Origin of the sequence: Clostridium sp. LS (genome assembly GCF_002760435.1) — a bacterium.
GTDB lineage: Bacteria > Bacillota > Clostridia > Clostridiales > Clostridiaceae > Clostridium.
The window spans coordinates 14,716-34,658 of record NZ_AUUU01000252.1 but is presented as its reverse complement, the minus strand read 5'-3'; the positions used below and the strand labels follow the sequence as shown (position 1 = coordinate 34,658).

At 29.4% G+C, this 19,943-nt stretch carries 18 protein-coding genes; 5 read left to right on the top strand and 13 right to left on the bottom strand.

What is annotated here, in order from left to right; all coding sequences use genetic code 11:
• Nucleotides 1-55 precede the first annotated feature (55 nt).
• From COL3_RS27270 to COL3_RS27245, 6 genes are all read right to left on the bottom strand, one after another.
• Complete coding sequence (locus COL3_RS27270; protein WP_008421998.1) at nt 56-361, bottom strand: spore coat protein; 306 nt, start codon at nt 359-361, stop codon at nt 56-58.
• A 1-nt stretch (nt 362) separates the two neighbouring features.
• Complete coding sequence (locus COL3_RS27265) at nt 363-581, bottom strand: hypothetical protein (RefSeq protein WP_008422000.1); 219 nt, start codon at nt 579-581, stop codon at nt 363-365.
• Nucleotides 582-722: 141 nt separating this feature from the next.
• A complete protein-coding gene (locus COL3_RS27260; RefSeq protein WP_008422001.1) occupies nt 723-1,541 on the bottom strand; it encodes an SH3 domain-containing C40 family peptidase in 819 nt (272 codons plus the stop codon).
• Between the two features lie 22 nt (nt 1,542-1,563).
• On the bottom strand, nt 1,564-2,478 hold the full coding sequence (locus COL3_RS27255; protein WP_008422003.1) for an LD-carboxypeptidase: 915 nt from the start codon (nt 2,476-2,478) through the stop codon (nt 1,564-1,566).
• 155 nt (nt 2,479-2,633) lie between these two features.
• A complete protein-coding gene (locus COL3_RS27250) occupies nt 2,634-5,120 on the bottom strand; it encodes a CoA-disulfide reductase (RefSeq protein WP_008422005.1) in 2,487 nt (828 codons plus the stop codon).
• A 474-nt stretch (nt 5,121-5,594) separates the two neighbouring features.
• A complete protein-coding gene (locus COL3_RS27245; protein ID WP_008422007.1) occupies nt 5,595-6,053 on the bottom strand; it encodes a YhcH/YjgK/YiaL family protein in 459 nt (152 codons plus the stop codon).
• A gap of 441 nt (nt 6,054-6,494) precedes the next feature.
• Here COL3_RS27245 and fba point away from each other — a divergent pair, with 441 nt between their 5' ends.
• A complete protein-coding gene (fba, locus tag COL3_RS27240) occupies nt 6,495-7,361 on the top strand; it encodes a class II fructose-1,6-bisphosphate aldolase (RefSeq protein ID WP_008422010.1) in 867 nt (288 codons plus the stop codon).
• Between the two features lie 72 nt (nt 7,362-7,433).
• On the opposite strand, the gene COL3_RS27235 is transcribed toward fba, so the two are convergent.
• Complete coding sequence (locus COL3_RS27235) at nt 7,434-8,156, bottom strand: hypothetical protein (RefSeq protein WP_008422012.1); 723 nt, start codon at nt 8,154-8,156, stop codon at nt 7,434-7,436.
• Between the two features lie 384 nt (nt 8,157-8,540).
• On the opposite strand from COL3_RS27235, the gene COL3_RS27230 reads away from it, so the two are divergent.
• The gene (locus COL3_RS27230) at nt 8,541-9,890 is read left to right on the top strand and encodes a [Fe-Fe] hydrogenase large subunit C-terminal domain-containing protein (protein ID WP_008422014.1); all 1,350 of its coding nucleotides are present in this window, start codon (nt 8,541-8,543) and stop codon (nt 9,888-9,890) included.
• A gap of 296 nt (nt 9,891-10,186) precedes the next feature.
• On the opposite strand, the gene COL3_RS27225 is transcribed toward COL3_RS27230, so the two are convergent.
• Together COL3_RS27225 and COL3_RS27220 are read right to left on the bottom strand one after the other, a co-directional pair.
• On the bottom strand, nt 10,187-12,220 hold the full coding sequence (locus COL3_RS27225; RefSeq protein WP_008422015.1) for a penicillin-binding transpeptidase domain-containing protein: 2,034 nt from the start codon (nt 12,218-12,220) through the stop codon (nt 10,187-10,189).
• Nucleotides 12,221-12,394: 174 nt separating this feature from the next.
• On the bottom strand, nt 12,395-12,772 hold the full coding sequence (locus tag COL3_RS27220) for a VOC family protein (RefSeq protein WP_008422017.1): 378 nt from the start codon (nt 12,770-12,772) through the stop codon (nt 12,395-12,397).
• A gap of 407 nt (nt 12,773-13,179) precedes the next feature.
• Here COL3_RS27220 and cax point away from each other — a divergent pair, with 407 nt between their 5' ends.
• Entirely contained in the window at nt 13,180-14,223 is a 1,044-nt protein-coding gene (gene cax, locus COL3_RS27215) for a calcium/proton exchanger (RefSeq protein ID WP_008422019.1), read from the top strand.
• A 61-nt stretch (nt 14,224-14,284) separates the two neighbouring features.
• Here the strand turns inward: cax and COL3_RS27210 are convergent, their stop codons facing one another.
• Nucleotides 14,285-15,214: a CorA family divalent cation transporter gene (locus COL3_RS27210; protein WP_242982206.1), complete on the bottom strand. Its 930-nt coding sequence runs from the start codon at nt 15,212-15,214 to the stop codon at nt 14,285-14,287.
• Nucleotides 15,215-15,373: 159 nt separating this feature from the next.
• Between COL3_RS27210 and COL3_RS27205 the strand changes: the two genes are divergently transcribed.
• Together COL3_RS27205 and COL3_RS27200 are read left to right on the top strand one after the other, a co-directional pair.
• On the top strand, nt 15,374-15,940 hold the full coding sequence (locus COL3_RS27205) for a LemA family protein (protein WP_008422023.1): 567 nt from the start codon (nt 15,374-15,376) through the stop codon (nt 15,938-15,940).
• Nucleotides 15,937-16,728: a TPM domain-containing protein gene (locus tag COL3_RS27200; RefSeq protein ID WP_008422026.1), complete on the top strand. Its 792-nt coding sequence runs from the start codon at nt 15,937-15,939 to the stop codon at nt 16,726-16,728. The genes COL3_RS27205 and COL3_RS27200 overlap by 4 nt, the downstream gene beginning before the upstream one ends.
• Before the next feature lie 108 nt (nt 16,729-16,836).
• Here the strand turns inward: COL3_RS27200 and COL3_RS27195 are convergent, their stop codons facing one another.
• From COL3_RS27195 to COL3_RS27185, 3 genes are all read right to left on the bottom strand, one after another.
• Complete coding sequence (locus tag COL3_RS27195) at nt 16,837-17,106, bottom strand: late competence development ComFB family protein (protein ID WP_008422029.1); 270 nt, start codon at nt 17,104-17,106, stop codon at nt 16,837-16,839.
• 324 nt (nt 17,107-17,430) lie between these two features.
• Nucleotides 17,431-18,756: an HD domain-containing protein gene (locus COL3_RS27190; RefSeq protein WP_035283093.1), complete on the bottom strand. Its 1,326-nt coding sequence runs from the start codon at nt 18,754-18,756 to the stop codon at nt 17,431-17,433.
• A gap of 191 nt (nt 18,757-18,947) precedes the next feature.
• Entirely contained in the window at nt 18,948-19,844 is an 897-nt protein-coding gene (locus tag COL3_RS27185; protein WP_008422034.1) for a MurR/RpiR family transcriptional regulator, read from the bottom strand.
• Nucleotides 19,845-19,943 lie beyond the last annotated feature (99 nt).

The window sequence follows — 19,943 nt, the reverse complement described above, 5'->3', positions numbered from 1 at the left end:
ACAACATCGGAACTTATATTAGCAACTTTGGACTTGTTATTTATTTTCATGTGCCTTATTCTCTAATTTCATCAATTATTTCTTTTGCTTCACAATATGAGTGAGTTAATTGTTCTATTGGCGTATCATAAGGCTTAATCCAACCTTTATTAACATTTAATTCTGTAAGTGTAGTGTGGCCTTCAACCATTTGCCCTAATGATGCAGAATAAATAGCCTTAAGTTCTGGAGTGTTACTAGTTAATGTTGCATTAAGGTACATATCAGCACCTTCTTTAGCTGCAGATAACATACTTGATGCAATTGTTTCATCATTTATATCTACTGTACTTTTTATCATATTACTAATAATATTTGCCATATTATCGTACCTCCTTTGCAACTGGAACTCCATTTTCATTCATAAACTGTTGGATTCCTTTTATTCTTCCTTCAGCAGCTAATAAACTAGCTTCACTTTGCCTTTTCAAATCATCATCTGATATTAATGTACTAAGTGCTCTTTGCATTGATAATCCGTCACTTTCCATTTTTAAAACTGCTGTTAGGGATAAAATTTCTGCTTCTGAAAGTGTTCTCATTTCGTTACCTCCACATAATAAATTTTCACTTATATTATGTGTTTTAACTTTGGTAATAATCATGTTAATTTTATGCTTTTTATTTATTTAACTTATACTTTAACCTATTATTTGATTATTATCTATGATTATACGTAGTTACTAAAAAATGCTTCCGATTTTTTTTATATTTTTAGCTAAATACTCGTTATAATTATCATCGTTTTCATTTAAGCTATTAATTTTGACTATATCATTGCTTGTTGAGGAGTGAACATATCTTCCATTTTCTAAATACATGGCAACATGACCTGGAAAGAATATTAAATCTCCTTTTTTTAATTTGTTAAATGGAATTTCTTTAATGGGAAAGCCTTTTTTTATTTTTGCATCTCTAAAAATAATAATTCCATTTAGCAAATAGGCCATTGAACAAAGACCTGAACAATCAATTCCTAAAGGTGTTTTTCCACCCCATCTATATTGAGTCCCTAGATAACTTAGCGCAGTACTAGCTAAGCTTTCTCTAAGATTTTCCTCTTCCTTAGCATCGTAGCTGTCTTTAAGGTTTGAAAGGAAGTTCTTTCTTACCCATCCAACTTCTGAATTTGGCAATTTAACTTTTACAAAACGTTTATTTTCGCTAATTTCATTAATCGAAATTAAATTGGCCCCTCGTGTTAAACTTGCAATTACATACCCAGATGCTTCAGGTTTATTTAAAACATCTGCAAAGGAATTTATGACTACAGTATTTTTTTCTTTAGCCCAAATTTTTGAATTTTCGTCATCTATTAATAAATTATCTCCATTTATATAACCTTCATAAACATAATCGGTTAATACATAGTACCAATTATTCGATAGTTCTTCAAGTATCTTTACATTCATTCCAAATAAAACTTCATCAACATTTTCTGAATACTCTTTAGGTTTACTTTTTAATGACCCAATAGTGCTTTTAACTACTGCATATTTCATTTTATCCCCCTATTACAATGTATTATAGTATAGTTACTTTACTTTTATCTCCATTTATTTTTACCTTTGAGCCCAAAGGAATACTTAAAGTAGGTAAACAGTGACCGCAAGCTAAATTGTAAACTGTAGGTTTATTTTCTGGTTTAATTAGTTCGTCAAAAATTTCCATTAAATTTAAACTATTATCCCCTTCTTTAGCTTCACAATTTGTCCATGCTCCTAAGATTATTCCTTCAGCATCTTTAAACTTTCCGCATTGTTTTAATTGGAGCAGCATCCTATCAATTTTATAAGGATATTCATCTATTTCTTCTAAAAAGAGTATTTTTCCTTTTGTATCAAGTTCATAAGGTGTGCCCATAGATGCAGCTACTAAAGAAAGATTACCTCCAACTAATTTTCCTTTTGCTTTGCCATTTACTAAGGTTTTGATTTCCTGTCCTTCAGGATTTTTAAGCCCCCCTAGTGGCTCTTCATAAAAAATATTTTTCTTAAAATATTCTAGTGTAAATTCGTCTACTCCCTTATAGAACTCAGTTGATGCCATAGGAGTATGAAAGGTTATTAGTTTACATTTTTCATTCAACACATTATGAAGAGCTGTTACATCACTATATCCAGCAAAAACCTTAGGATTTTTCTTAATCATGTTATAATCAAGTAAATCTAGTATTCTTGTTGACCCATATCCTCCCCTTATGGCAAAGATTCCTTTTATGCTCTTATCTTGAAACATAAGATTAATATCATTGGCTCTTATTTCATCACCTCCAGCCAGAAAGCCATGATAACATCTGCAGCTTTCTCCTAAAACAACTTTAAACCCTAAATCCTCCATTGCCTTAATTGATGCTCCCAGTCTCTCTTGGTTTACTGGACTGCAAGGAGCAATTAATCCAATCTTATCTCCTTTTTTTAAAGGTTTTGGCCTAATCATTTAATCATTTCTCCTATCTTAATAAATTTTATATAATAAAAAATCACTGTATTATTGTTAATTATCCTTTAGTAATGTATATTAAAAATTCATTTAAACATTACTTTTTTGGATAATTTTTAATACAGTGATTTTAAATTTCTTAATTTCACTAGTTAGATAAATAAATTTAGGTCAGAACCTTCTGTTGCACCAAGATAAGAAGCTACACCTCCAATTTCAACTCCTGGTATAAACTCCTCCTTTTTTATTCCCATTAATTCCATACTCATTGAGCATGCAACAACTTTAACTCCCATATCAATAGCATTTTTAATTAGAGTTTCTAAGCTGTCAACATTATGCTTTTTCATTATTTGCTTTATCATTGCTGGTCCCATGCCCATCATATTCATTTGCGATAATGGCAATTTTCCTGGATGAGCAGGAAGCATAACATCAAACATTTTTTCCATGGCATCCTTATTAACTTTTGGTTTACTTTCGCTCTTTAATATATTTAATCCCCAGAATGTAAAGAACATAGTTACCTGTTTACCCATTGATGCTGCTCCTGTAGCTATTATAAATGAAGCAATTGCTTTATCTAAATCTCCACTAAACACTACCAAAGTTGCTCCATTTTTTTCAACAACATCTGAAGATACTATTTTTCTATTTAAATCTTGATTGATTCCTTTTTGTATAAAAGCTACAAATGCTTTTTCGTTACTATTAAATTCGGATTTTAATAAAGTATTTCCAGTTGAATCACACCATGATTTTATATCTTTGCTAAATCCCGGATCGCTCGCTTTAACCTTTAAAATATTTCCGTTATCCATTTTCATTATTTCTTCAAACACTCTTTTAATTGGACCTGGGCATTGAAGTCCGCATGCGTTTAAAGTAATGTCAGCATTTATTTCTGTTAAATTTGAATTTTCTAATTTCATAACTGCTACCTCTTCTTTTAATTCTTTAACATTTTTGTATTGGTTCTTAATGAACTCTTCTGCTCTCTTAACATATAAATATGTCTTCATTCCTCCATCAATATTTACACATTTAATTCCATTTTGCTCAAGAATTCTACAAGCAGTATATCCCCTTTGTCCTACTTGACAGGTAACATATACTTTTTTGTCGTTTGGAATTTCACTTAACCTATCTCTTAATTCTTCCAGCGGAATATGAATTGAGTTATCTAATTTACCAGTTACTAATTCAAACTCTTCTCTTATATCCACTATAATTGAAGTTTCTTTATCTAAATTATCTATTTCATTCCACTGAATTATATCTGTTATTCCTTCAATAATGTTTGAAGCATAATACCCAAGCATATTAACTGGATCCTTTGCTGAATTATAAGGAGGAGCATAACAAGGTTCAACGTCCTGCAAATCAAAAACAGTAAGCTGACCTTTTATAGCCGTAGCAAGCACATCAATGCGCTTTTCAACTCCATCAATACCTACACCTTGGGCTCCTAATATTTTTCCTGACTTTGGATCAAACAACATCTTAAATGCTATTGGAAACGAACCAGGATAATATCCTGCGTGAGAACCTGGATGAATATGAATTGCCTTATATTCAACACCTAATTTTTTTAAAGTTTTTTCGTTACTTCCAGTTGCAGACACCGTATAATCAAAGACCTTCGCTACTGATGAACCAAGAGTTCCTTTATATTCTACATTTTTGCCACATATATTATCTGCAACTATTCTTCCCTGTCTATTAGCAGGCCAAGCTAATGGTATCATTGCAGGTCTTTTATTTACAAAATCCATTATTTCAACGGCATCACCCAAGGCATAAATGTTTAGATCAGAAGTTTTCATATGCTTATCAACTATTATGGCTCCGCGCTCATTTAATTTAAGATCAGCTTTTCTTGCAATTGTTGTTTCTGGTCTCACACCAATAGATAGTATTATCATATCAGTACAGACTTCTTTTCCGCTGCTTAATATTAGCTTTCGCCCATTATTTTCAAAAGCTGCTACTCCATCCTTTAAAATCAATTCAATATTCTTATCAATTAAGTGTTCATGAACTATGCTTGCCATTTCTATATCTAAAGGAGCCATTACTTGATCACTAGCTTCAACAAGGGTAACCTCTAATCCTCTAGTCTTTAGATTTTCAGCCATTTCAAGCCCTATAAATCCTCCTCCTATTACAGTTGCATGTTTAGGCTTTATATTATCTACGTAATACTTTATTTTATCTGTATCAGGTATATTTCTGAGAGTAAATAAATTATCACAATCATTAATTCCAGGAATTTGCGGTTTTATTGGTGATGCACCAGGCGATAAGACCAAAATATCATAATTTTCTTCATATTCTTCATTAGTCCTAAGATTTTTTATCCTAATTTTCTTATTTTCTTTATCGATACTTATTACTTCATTTAAATTTCTTATATCTAAATTAAACTTTTTGCTCATTTCTTCAACTGTTTGTACTATTAATTTTCCACGTTCATCAATGGTTCCTCCTATATAATAAGGTAGTCCACAATTAGCAAATGAGATATATTCTCCTTTTTCTACCATGATTATTTCAACATTTTCATCTAATCTTCTAAGCCTAGCTGCTGTTGATGCTCCTCCAGCAACTCCGCCAATAATAATAATCCTTTTCTTCATAAGAATCTCTCCTTCCAATCTTCTTAGCTTTAGTTTAATTTAGATAATTTTTATAATCTGTGACTTTATCACACATCTACATGATCCTAATTTTAATTAAATATTTTCAAAATATTAATTTTCCGAAGCTTTATATTATAATAATGAATAGAGTATATCGGTAATGAGTATTAGTTTAATGCAGAAATGGGAATAAACTAATAAGACAGAAAGCTGGCATAATTGGAATATGCCTATTGCTGAAAAGGAATCTTTATATGCTGAATATAATAGTTAAGACCTTAATCTTCTAATGAAATGAGTTTGTCCTAGACATATATTATTAATTATATAGATGCCTTAAAGCATAATACTTCAAATATACTTTAAGGTAAAGACAACTGGCATTTAAAATTATAAATTTTAAGACTCGATTCAGGCACACGTGTACAGTGAATCGAGTCTTATCTTCTGCTAAAAATAAACTATCATAATCTATTTACAAGCAACTTTTACTACAACTTTCTTAACTTTAGAGCATTTATTTAATGCACAACCAGGTTTATGACCATCTTCTGGGAAAAAAATTGCATAATCTCCACTAGTAAATTGAATCCTAGAATAATCTGATATTTCCTTAAAAAACATTAAGTCTTTTTCTGTTCTTAAATCTTCTTGAATTTCCAAATCTCTTACTGGTGCAAAGCCCATTATCTCTTGTCCCTCAATAATTAATTGGATATCTATATATTTTTCATGGGCTTCCAATTTTTTTTCGTCTTCCCATTGAGTTGTATATTCTTGAACGTTTGCAAATATTTTATCACCGTCAATATTATACTCACCTGGTTCAAGAGTTTTTAAATCATAATTTTTCAAAAAGTCAAATGCTTTTATAAAGCTTCTGTTAAGGCTTGAATAATCCCTATTGTTTTTGATATTATCATAAATCATTATTATACCTCCAATAATTGTTAATATTGTTTTGTACAACACAACAATATTCCTACACAATTTTCATCATATACTTATTAATAAAATAATTCAATTTTTTATGAACTATTTTATTAAAATAAGCACATAATATCATAGAGGGTATTTCATTAATATGTATTTTTAAGAACTCTTCTTTTTCTTAAGTTTATTTTAAAACATAATTTACATAGTTAGTGGTAATAATAAGAGAAATTAGATTTGTAATTTTATAATTTCTTATAGACATATCTTTATATTTTATACTGTATAAGCAGAATTTTCATTTTTCTGTTTTCATAAAGTGAATTTTAGAGTATAATAAATTAGAAAAAGGAAACTTGATATGTAAAATGAAATTATCAGTTTTCTTGGGATATTATAGTTATTATAATAAATATAGAAGTATACGGAGGTCGTAAAATGTTAACATCAGCTAAAGAAATGTTAAACAAAGCTAGAGAAGGAAAATACGCAGTTGGTCAATTCAACATTAACAATTTAGAATGGACTAAAGCTATATTATTAACTGCACAAGAAAATAATTCACCTGTTATATTAGGTGTATCTGCAGGTGCTGGAAAGTACATGACTGGATTTAAGACTGTATCAGCTATGGTTAATGCTATGATGGGTGAATTAAATATAACTGTACCAGTTGCATTACACTTAGATCATGGTACTTATGATGAATGTTATAAATGTATTGAAGCTGGCTTCTCATCAATCATGTTTGATGGATCTCACTACCCAATAGCTGAAAATATCGAAAAGACTAGAGAATTAGTTGCTGTAGCTAATGAAAAAGGTCTTTCTTTAGAAGCAGAAGTTGGTTCAATCGGTGGAGAAGAAGATGGAATCATTGGTAAAGGTGAAGTTGCTGATCCAAATGAATGTAAGCAAATCGCTGAACTAGGAGTTACAATGCTTGCTGCTGGTATCGGAAATATTCACGGAAAATACCCTGCTAACTGGGCTGGATTAGATTTTGATGCGCTAGCTAAGATTGAAGAAGCTGTAGGAACTTCTATGCCATTAGTATTACACGGTGGTACTGGTATTCCTGAAGATATGATTAAGAAAGCAATATCTCTTGGAGTTGCTAAAATCAACGTTAACACTGAATGTCAATTATCATTCCAAGAAGCAACAAGAAAATATATTGAAGCTGGAAAAGACTTAGAAGGAAAAGGATTTGACCCAAGAAAGTTATTAAATCCTGGATTCGAAGCTATAAAAGCTACAGTTAAAGAAAAAATGGAATTATTCGGTTCAGTAAACAAAGCATAATTTAATTTTTTCAAGGAGCAGCACATACTGCTCCTTTTTTAAATTGTTATCTATTTTAAGCTTCCTTCTAAACTAAAACTTTGCCCTCATAATATTTTCAAGTTGTAATTTATCATTAGCCAAATTTGTTCTAACAGCAGTTTCATCTGCTACTTTCCTTGTATCTTCTGTTAATGTATATATTGAATCTTTATTGCCAACAGATATAGCTATATGAGTAGATTCTTGTGTTAATTTTTTATCATCACTACAACTAACACCTTTCTTGCTCATAATTTTTATTTTTATTCCAGATTCAAAGACAATAGTATAAGAAGTTATCCCTCTTTTATTATTTATTCTCTTCTTCCCTACCTTGCCATTGTAATATTTCACGTAATATTCTTTCATCTCTTCTAAATTATTTGTCCTTACAGTTAATTTGTTTTCTGATATGTAATTCTCTTCACTTTTTCTATTTTCATGAGTATTAGTTAAAATAGAATTTATACTTAACCCAGATTCGCCTATATCATTGTTATTGTAAATATGCTTAATTAACCAATCATTGTCTTTATTTATTATTAATTTATTCAATATGTCTAATTTTTCTCTAATACCTAAATTATATTTGTTTAAAATACTAATAATATTACTAATTCTTCCTGCAATCTCACTCAAATTAAATCTTGGTTTAATGCCAGCTACTTGAGTAATATATTTTGTGTCATTTATAATTTCTAAAGCTGAACGGTCACAAAAACAGCTTGTTCTTTTTAAACCATCGTTTAAAAGATTTAAAATATATATAAACATTTAATCATCACCTCAAAAAAATTAATATGAAATAATACAGTTATTTTCTTTATTTGCCTCTAAATCCGTAATTTACTATACTCACATAAAAGCATTTATACGTTTACAAGTTATTTATAATTATATACTACTTATTTATTTCTTTCTACAAATATTTCAAAATTCTTTTTAATTTTTTAAAATATTTATACTACTCTTTGTATTATAAATATTGCCAAATTTTAAAATATATTATTTTATTCGAATCGTATAATCATTACTTTAATTCAAATACTAGTCTTGGTATAAAAAATTATTATGATGCATTATTTAATTTAAGTATTATATTTGCTTTTGTATATATAATAATATATAGCACTATATTTTATACCTTGGAGGTGTATCATGAATAATAAGTTTAATGATTTATTTGATGAACTAGTAAAATCATATTATAATGGTAATTTTGATGAAACTCTTACGCGTATTATGGTTTGTCATAAACAATCCCCACAAGAAACTTTTTCTATAATTACCTCTTTATGTGGAGTTGATTTGGAATTTGATAATAATTATGTATACAATCTAAAAAAAGCAATAACAGAGTACACTGTAAATACCAGGTTAATTGATAAATTAAAAGGCTGCCCCGAATCATGTGCAAAAGATGAAAATGGAAAATTTAGTTGCCAAGCGGCTTGTCCTTTTGATGCAATCCTTTATGATAATAAAGCAAAAAATACATATATTGATAACGATCGTTGTTTAAGATGTGGCATTTGTGTTGACTCTTGCAAAGATGGACTTATTTTAGATAAAGTATTTTTCCTTCCTGTTTTAGATTTGATTAAAAATAATGAATTAGTTTATGCTGCTGTAGCTCCTGCAATATCAGGTCAGTTTGGTGATGAAGTAACTATGGATCAAATAAGAGCAGCATTAATTAAAATTGGATTTACAGATATGGTTGAAGTTGCATTTGCTGCTGATGCGCTAACAATTAAAGAAGCTGCAGAATTCAATAAACATGTAAATGGCCCAAATGATTTTTTAATTACTTCCTGCTGCTGCCCAATCTGGATTGGAATGCTACGAAAGGTCTATAAAGAACTTATTCCAGATTTATCACCATCAGTTTCACCAATGGTGGCTGCTGCCAGAATGATAAAGAGTTTAAATAAAGATGCAAAAGTAGTTTTCATTGGCCCATGTATTGCTAAAAAAGCTGAAGCGAAAGATAAGGATTTGAATGATGCAGTAGATTTTGTTTTAACCTTTCAAGAACTTGATGAAATATTCACTGCCTTAGATATTGACCTTGAAAAATTAGATGGAGTTCCTTCAGTTGAATACGCTTCAAGGGGTGGAAGATTATATGCAAGAAGTGGCGGAGTTTCAACTGCTGTTTCGGATACTATTGAAGAACTCTATCCAGAGAAATTCAAATATTTTAAAGCTACTCATGCTTCTGGTGTAAAAGAGTGTAAAGAACTTTTAGATAATGCCTTAAAAGGGAATATTGATGCAAATTTTCTTGAAGGAATGGGCTGCCCGGGAGGCTGCGTTGGTGGACCAAAAGCAATCATCCCACCAGAACAAGGAAGAGAAGCGGCAAATGATTATGCATATAATTCAGCAATTAAAGTGCCGGTTCATAGTAAAGTCCTTGATCAAGTATTAGAAAAATTAGATATACATTCTGTAAAAGATTTTGAAGATCATGACAAAGTAAAAATCTTTGAGCGTGAATTCTAATTATCTAATTAATTTAACAATACTCCTCAAAAATGAAGTATTTTAATTTTCGTGAATAAATTTAAGCTCATAATCAAGCGTAGGGATTATTTAAATGTTTGTAACTGCAAGAATCATAATATAAAGTGAGTATTGGAAAATAAGCTGTAAAACGTACTTAATAGAGGGTTGTTCCACTTTAGCTTGTCCTACGAATAGTTGGAGCAAGCTAAAACGGATTCAACCCTCTATTTAGTGCTTAGTGCAAAATTTCATTTTCCTACAGATCATTATTCCGGTTGATTTTGAATTTAAGTTTATTTTATCGTTTGTAAGGCTTTTTGAACTCTTGGAACTACGTAATGACTTCCGCCTCTACTTTTAACATCTTCGATCATCATGACAACTAATAAATTATTAGGTGATTTATTTGTTGTCATACCAACAAACCAGCCAAGTTCTGTTCCAGTTTTATCTTGCTGCGTAGCTTTAATTTCAGCTGTACCGGTTTTCCCTGCAATTGTTAGGCCGTTAGTATAAGCCTGATGACCAGTACCATTTGGATTTTCTACAACCTGTATTAAATCTTGTAGCACAGTGCTGGCTGAATCTTTTGATACAACAGTTGCCTTCCATATCTTATTTTCAGGTGGTGTGTTATAAATAAGGTACGGTGTAAGTATATTGCCATCATTCTCAAATAATGTATAAAGTGCTGCCAAATGAATTGGGTTAATTAAAATTTCTCCTTGTCCATACCCACTATCTGCCAACTGAATTTCAGATTTAAATGTATTATCACTAGCAAACTGAGAATTATATAATGGATATTCAAATGGAATTTTTTCTGAAAATCCAAAGCTACCCAGTTTATCCTTAAAAACATCTTTTCCTATATCTAATGCAGCTTGGGCAAAATATATATTATCTGAATAGACAAGTGCGTTCAAAAGATTAGATGGTCCACTATAGTCACTTACTCTAGTAACAGAATAATTTCCCCAACTGCTATTCTTTTTCCAACTTAGCCCAGTAATATTTTTATTGGCATTTGGATCAATTTTTTTTGTATCTACCCCAATAACTGCTGTAATTGGCTTAAAAGAAGAGCCCGGAACTGACGTAGCTTGAAATCTATTGTATAAAGGTTTATTGGGGTCATTGTTTAAAGTATTCCACTTATCATTAGATATACCTAATACAAAATCATTTGGATCGTATGCTGGAGCACTTACTAAAGCCAATACTTCCCCAGTATTAGGATTCATTGCAACTGATGCTCCTTTTTCCTTATCAAGCTGATTATATAATAAGCTTTGCATATTACTATCAATTGTTAATTTTAAATCGGCTCCATCTTTAGCTTCCTTAATAATAAGTGACTCCTTTTTTTCTCCTTGATTTGTTTGAATATAAATTTCTGCGCCATCTACACCTCTGAGAGTATCTTCATAGGTTTTTTCAAGGCCAGATTTTCCAATTACTGAATTTTCAGTGTATTCCTTATCTTTAAGCTTTGCTAATTCGTCGCCATTAATAGCTTGTACATATCCTGTTAAATGTGCTGCTTGCACACCTAATGGGTATACTCTGGCATCTTTTTCAGTAATTTTAACACCAGAAATTTTAAGTAAGCTAGAAATCCGTGAATCTCCATTTGGTATAGTCTTTATTGGAATAAACATATCTGGCTTTACATATGATGCATTTAATTGACTATTAATATAGTCAACTGACACTTCTAATAATTTAGCTATATCATTAATAGCTTTATCTTTATCTCCTCCAAGACTACCTGGCACAATCCCTACATTTGATGCGACTGAATCTGTTGCAAGTTTAGTTCCGTTTCTATCAAGAATATCACCTCTTTTAGATTTAATACTCTTTACTCTAATTTTATCGTTATCAGTTAAATCAGGAAAAATCACTTTTGAATCCCAACTTATAGCATAATCTTTGCCTATGCCTTTTGTCATAGTTATACTATTAGAAAACTGCAATTGTCCACCAATTGTATTCATGCTTGTATCATAATTTATCGTTGCTGTACTTCCGTTTTTTTCTATATTTTTAACATCTATTTTTACATCACAGGCATTAATTCCTTCATATATATTTTTATTTCTAGTGACAAAATCATCTTTAGATAGCTTTTGCTTAGTTTCAGCATCTGTTAATTCGTACATCTTATCATAATCCTTAGAATTAATTAAGTTCATATATTCTACCAGTTTATTTTCGGGTTTATGCATATTATTATATAGAAAAAATACTGCTACACATATAATAAATGGAATAACAACAATACCCGCTCCAAGAAATACATACATGTTTTTTTTCTTGTCCATAAAATCATACCTTTTCATTTAAATCTTTATTATAAATTATATCATAATTTACTACGCAAAATCATAATTATAACCACAATATGTAAAGAGCTTTAAAAAGAGATTGCTTATTTAAAACAATCTCCTAAAATAATATAGCAAATATAAAATATATAATTTATGTTTTTGTGATATTTAGTTTCTTATTACTTCCACTTTATATCCATCTGGATCAGTTACAAAGTAATATTTTGGTTTTTCTCCAGGTAATCCCTTTAGCGGTGTAACATCATATCCTAACTCTAAATGTTTTTCTCTCATTTCTTCAAGATTATCTACTCCTATAGCAGTATGACTAAATCCATCTCCTATTTCATATTTCTCTACACCATAATTGTAAGTAAGTTCAATTTCATAAACTCCTGTAGCATCTGAAAGATACACAAGAGTAAATTTATGCTCGGGAAAATCCTTTCTTCTAGTTTCTGCTAGGCCTAAAGCATCTCTATAAAACTTTAGAGAGTCCTCTAAATTTTTAACCCTAATGCATGTGTGCAACATTTTTACTGACATATCAGTACCTCCTTCGTAATAATAAAGTTAATAACATTGTAATTTCCATTAATTTTTACACCATAATTATATAATTATAGTGATTTCCTATCCTTAATATAACATACAAATGTTTATATAAAAATAGTTTTATTAGAATAAGTTGCTAAATATTCTATTAGCTAGTAAAATATAGCAGTATACTAATTAATACTTTATAATATAATAAAAGTAACAATTTATCATAAGGTTCTAAAAAGAGATTTCCTATTAAACCTAACAAGTATATTTTAGAAATAACTTTTGTTTGTTTAACACTAACTTTATTAGTTATATAATAACTTTTATAAGAAAAATCATTTAACATAAAACAAGTTTATATGGTTGACGCGAAAGGTACGTTACATAATCAAGGAGGAATTTATTTTATGAAATTATTAAAATATATGCTTATATTTATCCCAATAAGCTTTATAGCGGAGTTTATGCATGCATCACAATCTATAATGTTTGTGTTAGCTGCATTATCAATAATACCTTTAGCAGGTCTAATGGGAGAAGGAACTGAAGAAATATCCTTTTATGCAGGTCCGAAAATAGGCGGTTTTTTAAATGGAACTTTTGGAAATGCCACTGAGCTTATAATATCATTTTTTGCTCTCAAACAAGGGCTTTTTGAAGTTGTTAAATCTTCTATTGCGGGTAGTGTAATAGGAAATGTTTTATTAGTTCTTGGAGCAAGTATGCTTGCAGGAGGATTAAAACATAAGACTCAAACCTTTAATAAAAAAGTAGTAGAGGTCTCATCAAGTATGTTATTATTTGCAGTAGTTGGATTATGCGTGCCAGCACTATTTACACATACAGTCGAAACTTCACTTTTAAATACAAGATACGAGGGCTTAAGCATAATTGTTGCCGTTATAATGATTTCAATATACATATTGAGTTTAATCTTTTCGTTTTTTACCCATAAGGACATATATATGGTTGCCACTGAAGGAGAAGGTACAGCTAAGTGGTCATTAAAAAAAGCTATTGGAATATTAGTTATAGCTACAGTACTAGTAGCTATAGAAAGTGAATTCTTAGTTAGTGGCATAGAATCAATTACGAAAAGTTTAGGTCTAAGCGAATTTTTTGTTGGAATAATCATTATCCCTATTATAGGAAATGCTGCCGAACATAGTACAGGTGTAGCTATGGCTATGAAAAATAAGATGGATGTTGCTTTAGAAATTGCTATTGGCTCAAGCTTACAAATAATTTTATTTGTAGCTCCTATTTTAATATTCTTAAGTTTATTTTTCACTCCAATGAGCATTGTATTTAATGAATTTGAATTAATTGCACTAATAGTTGCTGTATTAATAGTAAACAGAGTCTCAAATGATGGCGAATCCAACTGGCTCGAGGGTGTGCAGCTTCTTGCAGTATATTTAATTGTTGCAGCTTCTTTCTTTATTTTATAAAATCAAAATAGTTCCTAAAAGGCTTATTCAAAGTAACTTGCCTTTTAGGAACTATTTTAACTTAAAGCCATTTATTTTTCTTAAACCAAACAATACAAAAAACTACTATACTGATACTTATTAAAATAATAGCTGGATAACTATAATCCCAGCCATATTCTGGCATCTTAACATTCATCCCATACCACCCTACTATTAGTGATAGTGGCAAAAATATTGTGGTAACCACAGTAAATAATTTCATCAATGTATTCTGGTTAATATCAACTTGAGCTTGGTAGGCTTCCCTAACTTGAGTAACATAATCTCTTAAATTATTTACTCCTTCATATAATCGGTTAATTCGATTAGTGAACATTCTAAAATATTTAATTGTCTTTTTATCAATTAATTCATTATCATTTTCTTCTATTGATTCGGCTATACTTATAAATCTCTCATAATAACGCTTTAACTTTAGCAATTTTTTTCTTAGAATAACTATTTTATTTAAATAGTTATCATCCTTAGAAGTTATTAATCCATCTTCAAGTTCTGTTATTTCATATTCAATATTATCTATAAAATTCGCATCCTCATGTGTAAGAATATCAAAAAAGTTATAGAAAACTTTGCTAAGGCTAGTACATCTTATTTCTTGGGATTGTATTTTATTAATTAGATTATCAATAACATAAAAGTTATTAGAAATAAATACAAGAAGACTTTTGGTGAAAAATATACATACTTTATTTGAAGGTTCTAATACATTACTCAGTTTAGGAATTTTTAAAGATATGTAATCAAATCCTTCATAGCTTTCAAACTTTGTTGTTTTCCCATTTAAGCTTTCATAAAGTATTCTTTCATTAATATTCAACCTTTCAGCATATAATTTTAGTTGTTCAAATGTAATATTGCAAAGAAATGCTTTTTCTCTACTTGATTGAATATTATCAATGCAATCCTCCTGTAGTGTCTCACTGTTTAATACATATATCAAAATAATCACCTATTACTAAAGTTTTCTTATATTCTATCATACATAATAATCTAAAACCAAGTAATTAATATTTTTCAGTCGAAATTAAATATTAATATCCATTCTTAATATATAAAAATCACTATTTCTGAACATACTAAACTTAAGGATGAAAGGAGGTCTTTTATTATGAAAAAAGGTACAAAAATTGCAATTATTGTAGTTGTAGCACTAATAGTTATAGGTATTCCTGTAAGTGGTTATAACCAATTAGTTTCATTGGAACAAACTGCTAATGCAGCAGCTTCAAATATAGATACTCAATTGCAAAGAAGATCTGATTTAATTCCTAATTTGGTGAATACAGTAAAAGGTTATGCTACTCAAGAAAAAACAATATTTACAGACATAGCCAATGCCAGAAGTCGATTAGCTGGTGCAACTAATGTTCAAGAACAAGCTAACGCAGACAGTCAGCTATCAGGTTCTCTTTCAAGGTTACTTGCTATAGTTGAAAATTATCCTGAACTAAAATCAAATCAAAATTTTAGAGATTTATCAGTTCAGTTAGAGGGAACAGAAAATAGAATAGCAATTGCTAGGCAAGATTATAATACGGCTGTAACAAATTATAATACTAAAAGAAGAAGTTTCCCTATTAATATAATATCATCATTATTTGGGTTTCAAGAGAAACCACTTTATAAAGCAACTGAAGGTGCTGCCAATGTCCCTTCTGTAGATTTTACTAAATGAAAGTAAATGTAAAAAATAAATTTGTATTTTCTTTTTTGTATTTTCTTCTTTTAGTAATTTTCATTGCAAATTTTCCTATAAATGCTGAAACTACAATTCCTTCTCCAACAAATTACAAATATATAAATGACTATTCTAAATCAATAGATCTAACAGAAGCTAACAGCATAGTTTCAATTGGTAAAGAATTAGAAGATAAGACAGGTGCACAAGCAGTAATAGTTATTATTAATTCAACAAATAAAACTCCTATTGAAGATTACGCTATTAATCTTTTTAGAACTTGGGGAATTGGTCAAAAAGGTAAGGACAATGGATTATTAATTCTTTTAGCTATTAAAGACAGAACCTGGAGAGTAGAAGTCGGACGTGGACTCGAAGGTGCTATTCCAGATGTGTTAAGTAATAGAGTTATGGAAACTATTGCAAAACCAAGCTTTGTTGTAGGAAAATATGGAGAAGGCCTCCAAAATGCTTATAGTACTTTTTGTGATTATATTGCTAAAGAATACAATGTAACTTTGGACAAATCATTGAATATTACTCTGCCAGCTGCCAATTCCGTTGCTAGTAACACAAATGTTAAAATTATTGGTGGAACCATATTATGTTTACTAATCTTAGATTTTATATTCAATAGAGGAAGAATATCCTACTCGCTATTACAAATTATTCTTTGGAGTAGTTTTTTCAGAGGTAATGGACCAAGAGGCGGTTCTTCTGGAGGTGGCTTCGGCGGCTTTGGAGGTGGCTCTTCAGGTGGTGGTGGCTCTAGTGGAAATTGGTAATTCTATTTACTATATCTTTTCATAATAATAAAATATAATTATATATATGTTTTAAATTTCTGCTTGCAATATTCAACTTAATTAAGCATAATTTTTTAATCCTAATCATTATCTATCGTGATTAGGATTGCTGTTTACTTTATTAATTGCTTTAGTAACTTGTACTACTATATCTGTTTCAACTTGTTGTTTTGTACTCTCAAGTTTGGCCATTATTTTGCCTAAAGGTGTAGCAACATAATAGGGTTTAAGATTATTTAATGACAGAGTAAAGATATCTCGTTTACATTTATCACATTTACAACCATCTGTTTTTGCTAATAAGATTTCCATGTACTCCCTTACCCATACTTCCATATAATTTATTACATTCTCCATGATTTTCCCCCAAATCAAATAATTATTATTTAAATCAAAATTAAATACTATATCCACATACTTCTATGTAAAGTAATCATAGCATTAATTTTACATCATTTTATTCAAAATGAAAAGTATCTAATTATATTAGGCTTCAATACCTCCTAATATTTAACTAAATGAATATTAATAAAATCATTACTACTTGTATATTTATTATACATCTTTTTACACTATCTGTATAGATTGGAGATTTTTAAATTATTATTTGTAAGAATTTCTAAAATAAATATCAACAGAATTGAAAAAGAAGAAAAACTTTAAATTGTATTTTTCACGTTTCTAATTTTTTTTTACTATATTAATAAGTTTTTCCCTATCATTCAATTCTGGATTCTCAATAACTAAATTCAGCAAATACTGTAGTGTTTCCCCAATTTCTTTGCCTTTATCATAACCTAAACTTATTAAATCTCGCCCGTTGATTTTTAAATCTTTTAACATAAAGCATTCATTTTCAGCTAATATAATGTTTAATTTATCTTCTACATTAATTAAATTAATTAAACGTTCTTCACTATATATTGGATTTTGTGCCAATATATCCGCTTTCTTGACTTTTATTAGATCTCTAAAAAGATCTTCACCTATTTTATTTAACATCCTCTTTATTGATAACTTGCTTTTAAGTGTGCAATCATGATATTTTACTAAAGTTAAAACTTTATTTACTGTGTCATTATCATATTTTAAAGATTTTAGTATTTTCTCAGATATTTTAACTGACTCTTCAGCATGCCCATAGAAGTGGGATATATTCTTTTCATCTATTGTTTCAACATTTATTTTTCCTAAATCATGCAGTAACATTGTTAACCTTAAATGAAGTAAAGGCTCAATGGAATTGGTAGACAAAATTATATGATTATATAAATCATAAATATGATATGGATTATTTTGATTTTTATTATACGTAGCGCTAATTCCTGGTATAATAAAATCTAAAAGCCCGCATTCCTTTAGATTCTCAATTTTCGTAGGATTGTAGAGTAGTATTTTATTAAATTCTTCTCTTATTCTTTCTTTTGAAATATTCATAATATGATTTTTAAGTTTACCTATGGAACATAATATATGTTCATCAATTGAAAAACTTAGTTGTGCAGAGAATCTAATAGCTCTTAACATTCTTAAAGCATCCTCACTAAATCTTTTTTCTGGATCCCCTACCGTTTTTATTATTTTCTTTTCCAGATCTTTCATACCTTCAAAGTAATCTATTAACCCATCTCTTTCATTATAAGCCATAGCATTTATTGTAAAATCTCGTCTTGATAAATCCTCTTTTAGTGAATTAACGAATTTTACTTCTTTTGGATGTCTATTATCTTCATATTCACCATCTATTCTATACGTTGTTACTTCGTAACTCTCTTTATTTATTATTACTGTAACAGTACCGTGTTTTAATCCTGTCAAAACCACTTTATCAAATAATTTAATTACATCTTCAGGTTTAGCTTTTGTTGTTATATCCCAGTCTTTAGGTTTTTTATTTAGAATACTATCCCTAACACATCCGCCAACAATATATGCTTCAAATCCATTATCCATTAAAGTAGTTATAATATAATCTACATCAGCTGGCATTTTTATTAATGTTTGCATCATTTCATCTCCTCATTTAATTTAACACATTAATAATAAGCTCCTTATTTATTAAAATAAATTTTATAAATAAAGTTACTTATTTAAATTATATACCAATATTTATATGAAAAACTTAATTAATTAAAATAAGCTGCCCTCAAAATTTTCTGAGAACAGCTTATCCTAGTTCTTATCTCTCATAATTGTACTTAATCATCTGCCACATTTCTATTATTATATGAATATACATTATAAGTCTGCCATATTTGTTCCAAGTTTCCAAATATATCCGAAATGTTTTCTTTTTCTCTCATTCCTACAGCTATTATCAATGCATTTATTACTGATAAAGGCGCTACTAATGAGTCTACAAACGATGCCATATTGCTTTGAGCTATTAAAGTATAATCTGCTTTAGAAGCTAGTGGTGATAATAAACTATCTGTAAGAGCAACTACCTTAGCACCTCTATCTTGAGAAAATTCTAAAGCATCTATTGTCTTAGCAGCATATCTCGGAAAACCAATTCCTATTACTAAATCACCTTCACCCACATTTATCATTTGCTCAAATACATCTGAAATACCATAACTTACGATTTTTACATTTTGCAGTATTATGTTAAGGTAAAATCCTAAAAATTCCGCAAGTGCTGTTGAACTTCTAAGGCCTATTATATATATTCTTTTAGCATCAAAAATGCTTTTTACGACATCTTCAAAAGTATTTTGATTTATTTTCTCTAAAGTAGCTCTAATATTTTCCATATCAGCTTTAAGCACACCTTTAAGAGCGTCACCATCTGAAAAATAATCATTTCTAAGTTCTAATCTTTGAACTGTAGTAAGTTTATTTTTTATAAGTTCTTGCAAAGCTTTTTGCAATTTAGGATAACCTGAAAAACCTAGTTCATTTGCAAATCTTACTACGGTTGATTCTGATACTCCAACAGAAATTCCGAGTTTAGCAGCTGTCATAAATGCAGCCTTATCATAATTCTTTAATATGTATTCAGCTATCAGTTTTTGACCTTTACTTAACCTAATAAATTTACCCTGAATTAATCTCATTAAATCTTTGCTATTTTCATTATTTAATTCATCCATCTTTTGCCTTCCTGTATCACATTGAATAATATTATTTTAATTTTATCATCTTATTTCCAAATGTTCAATAAATAACTGTTATTTCACAGAAATTATTAC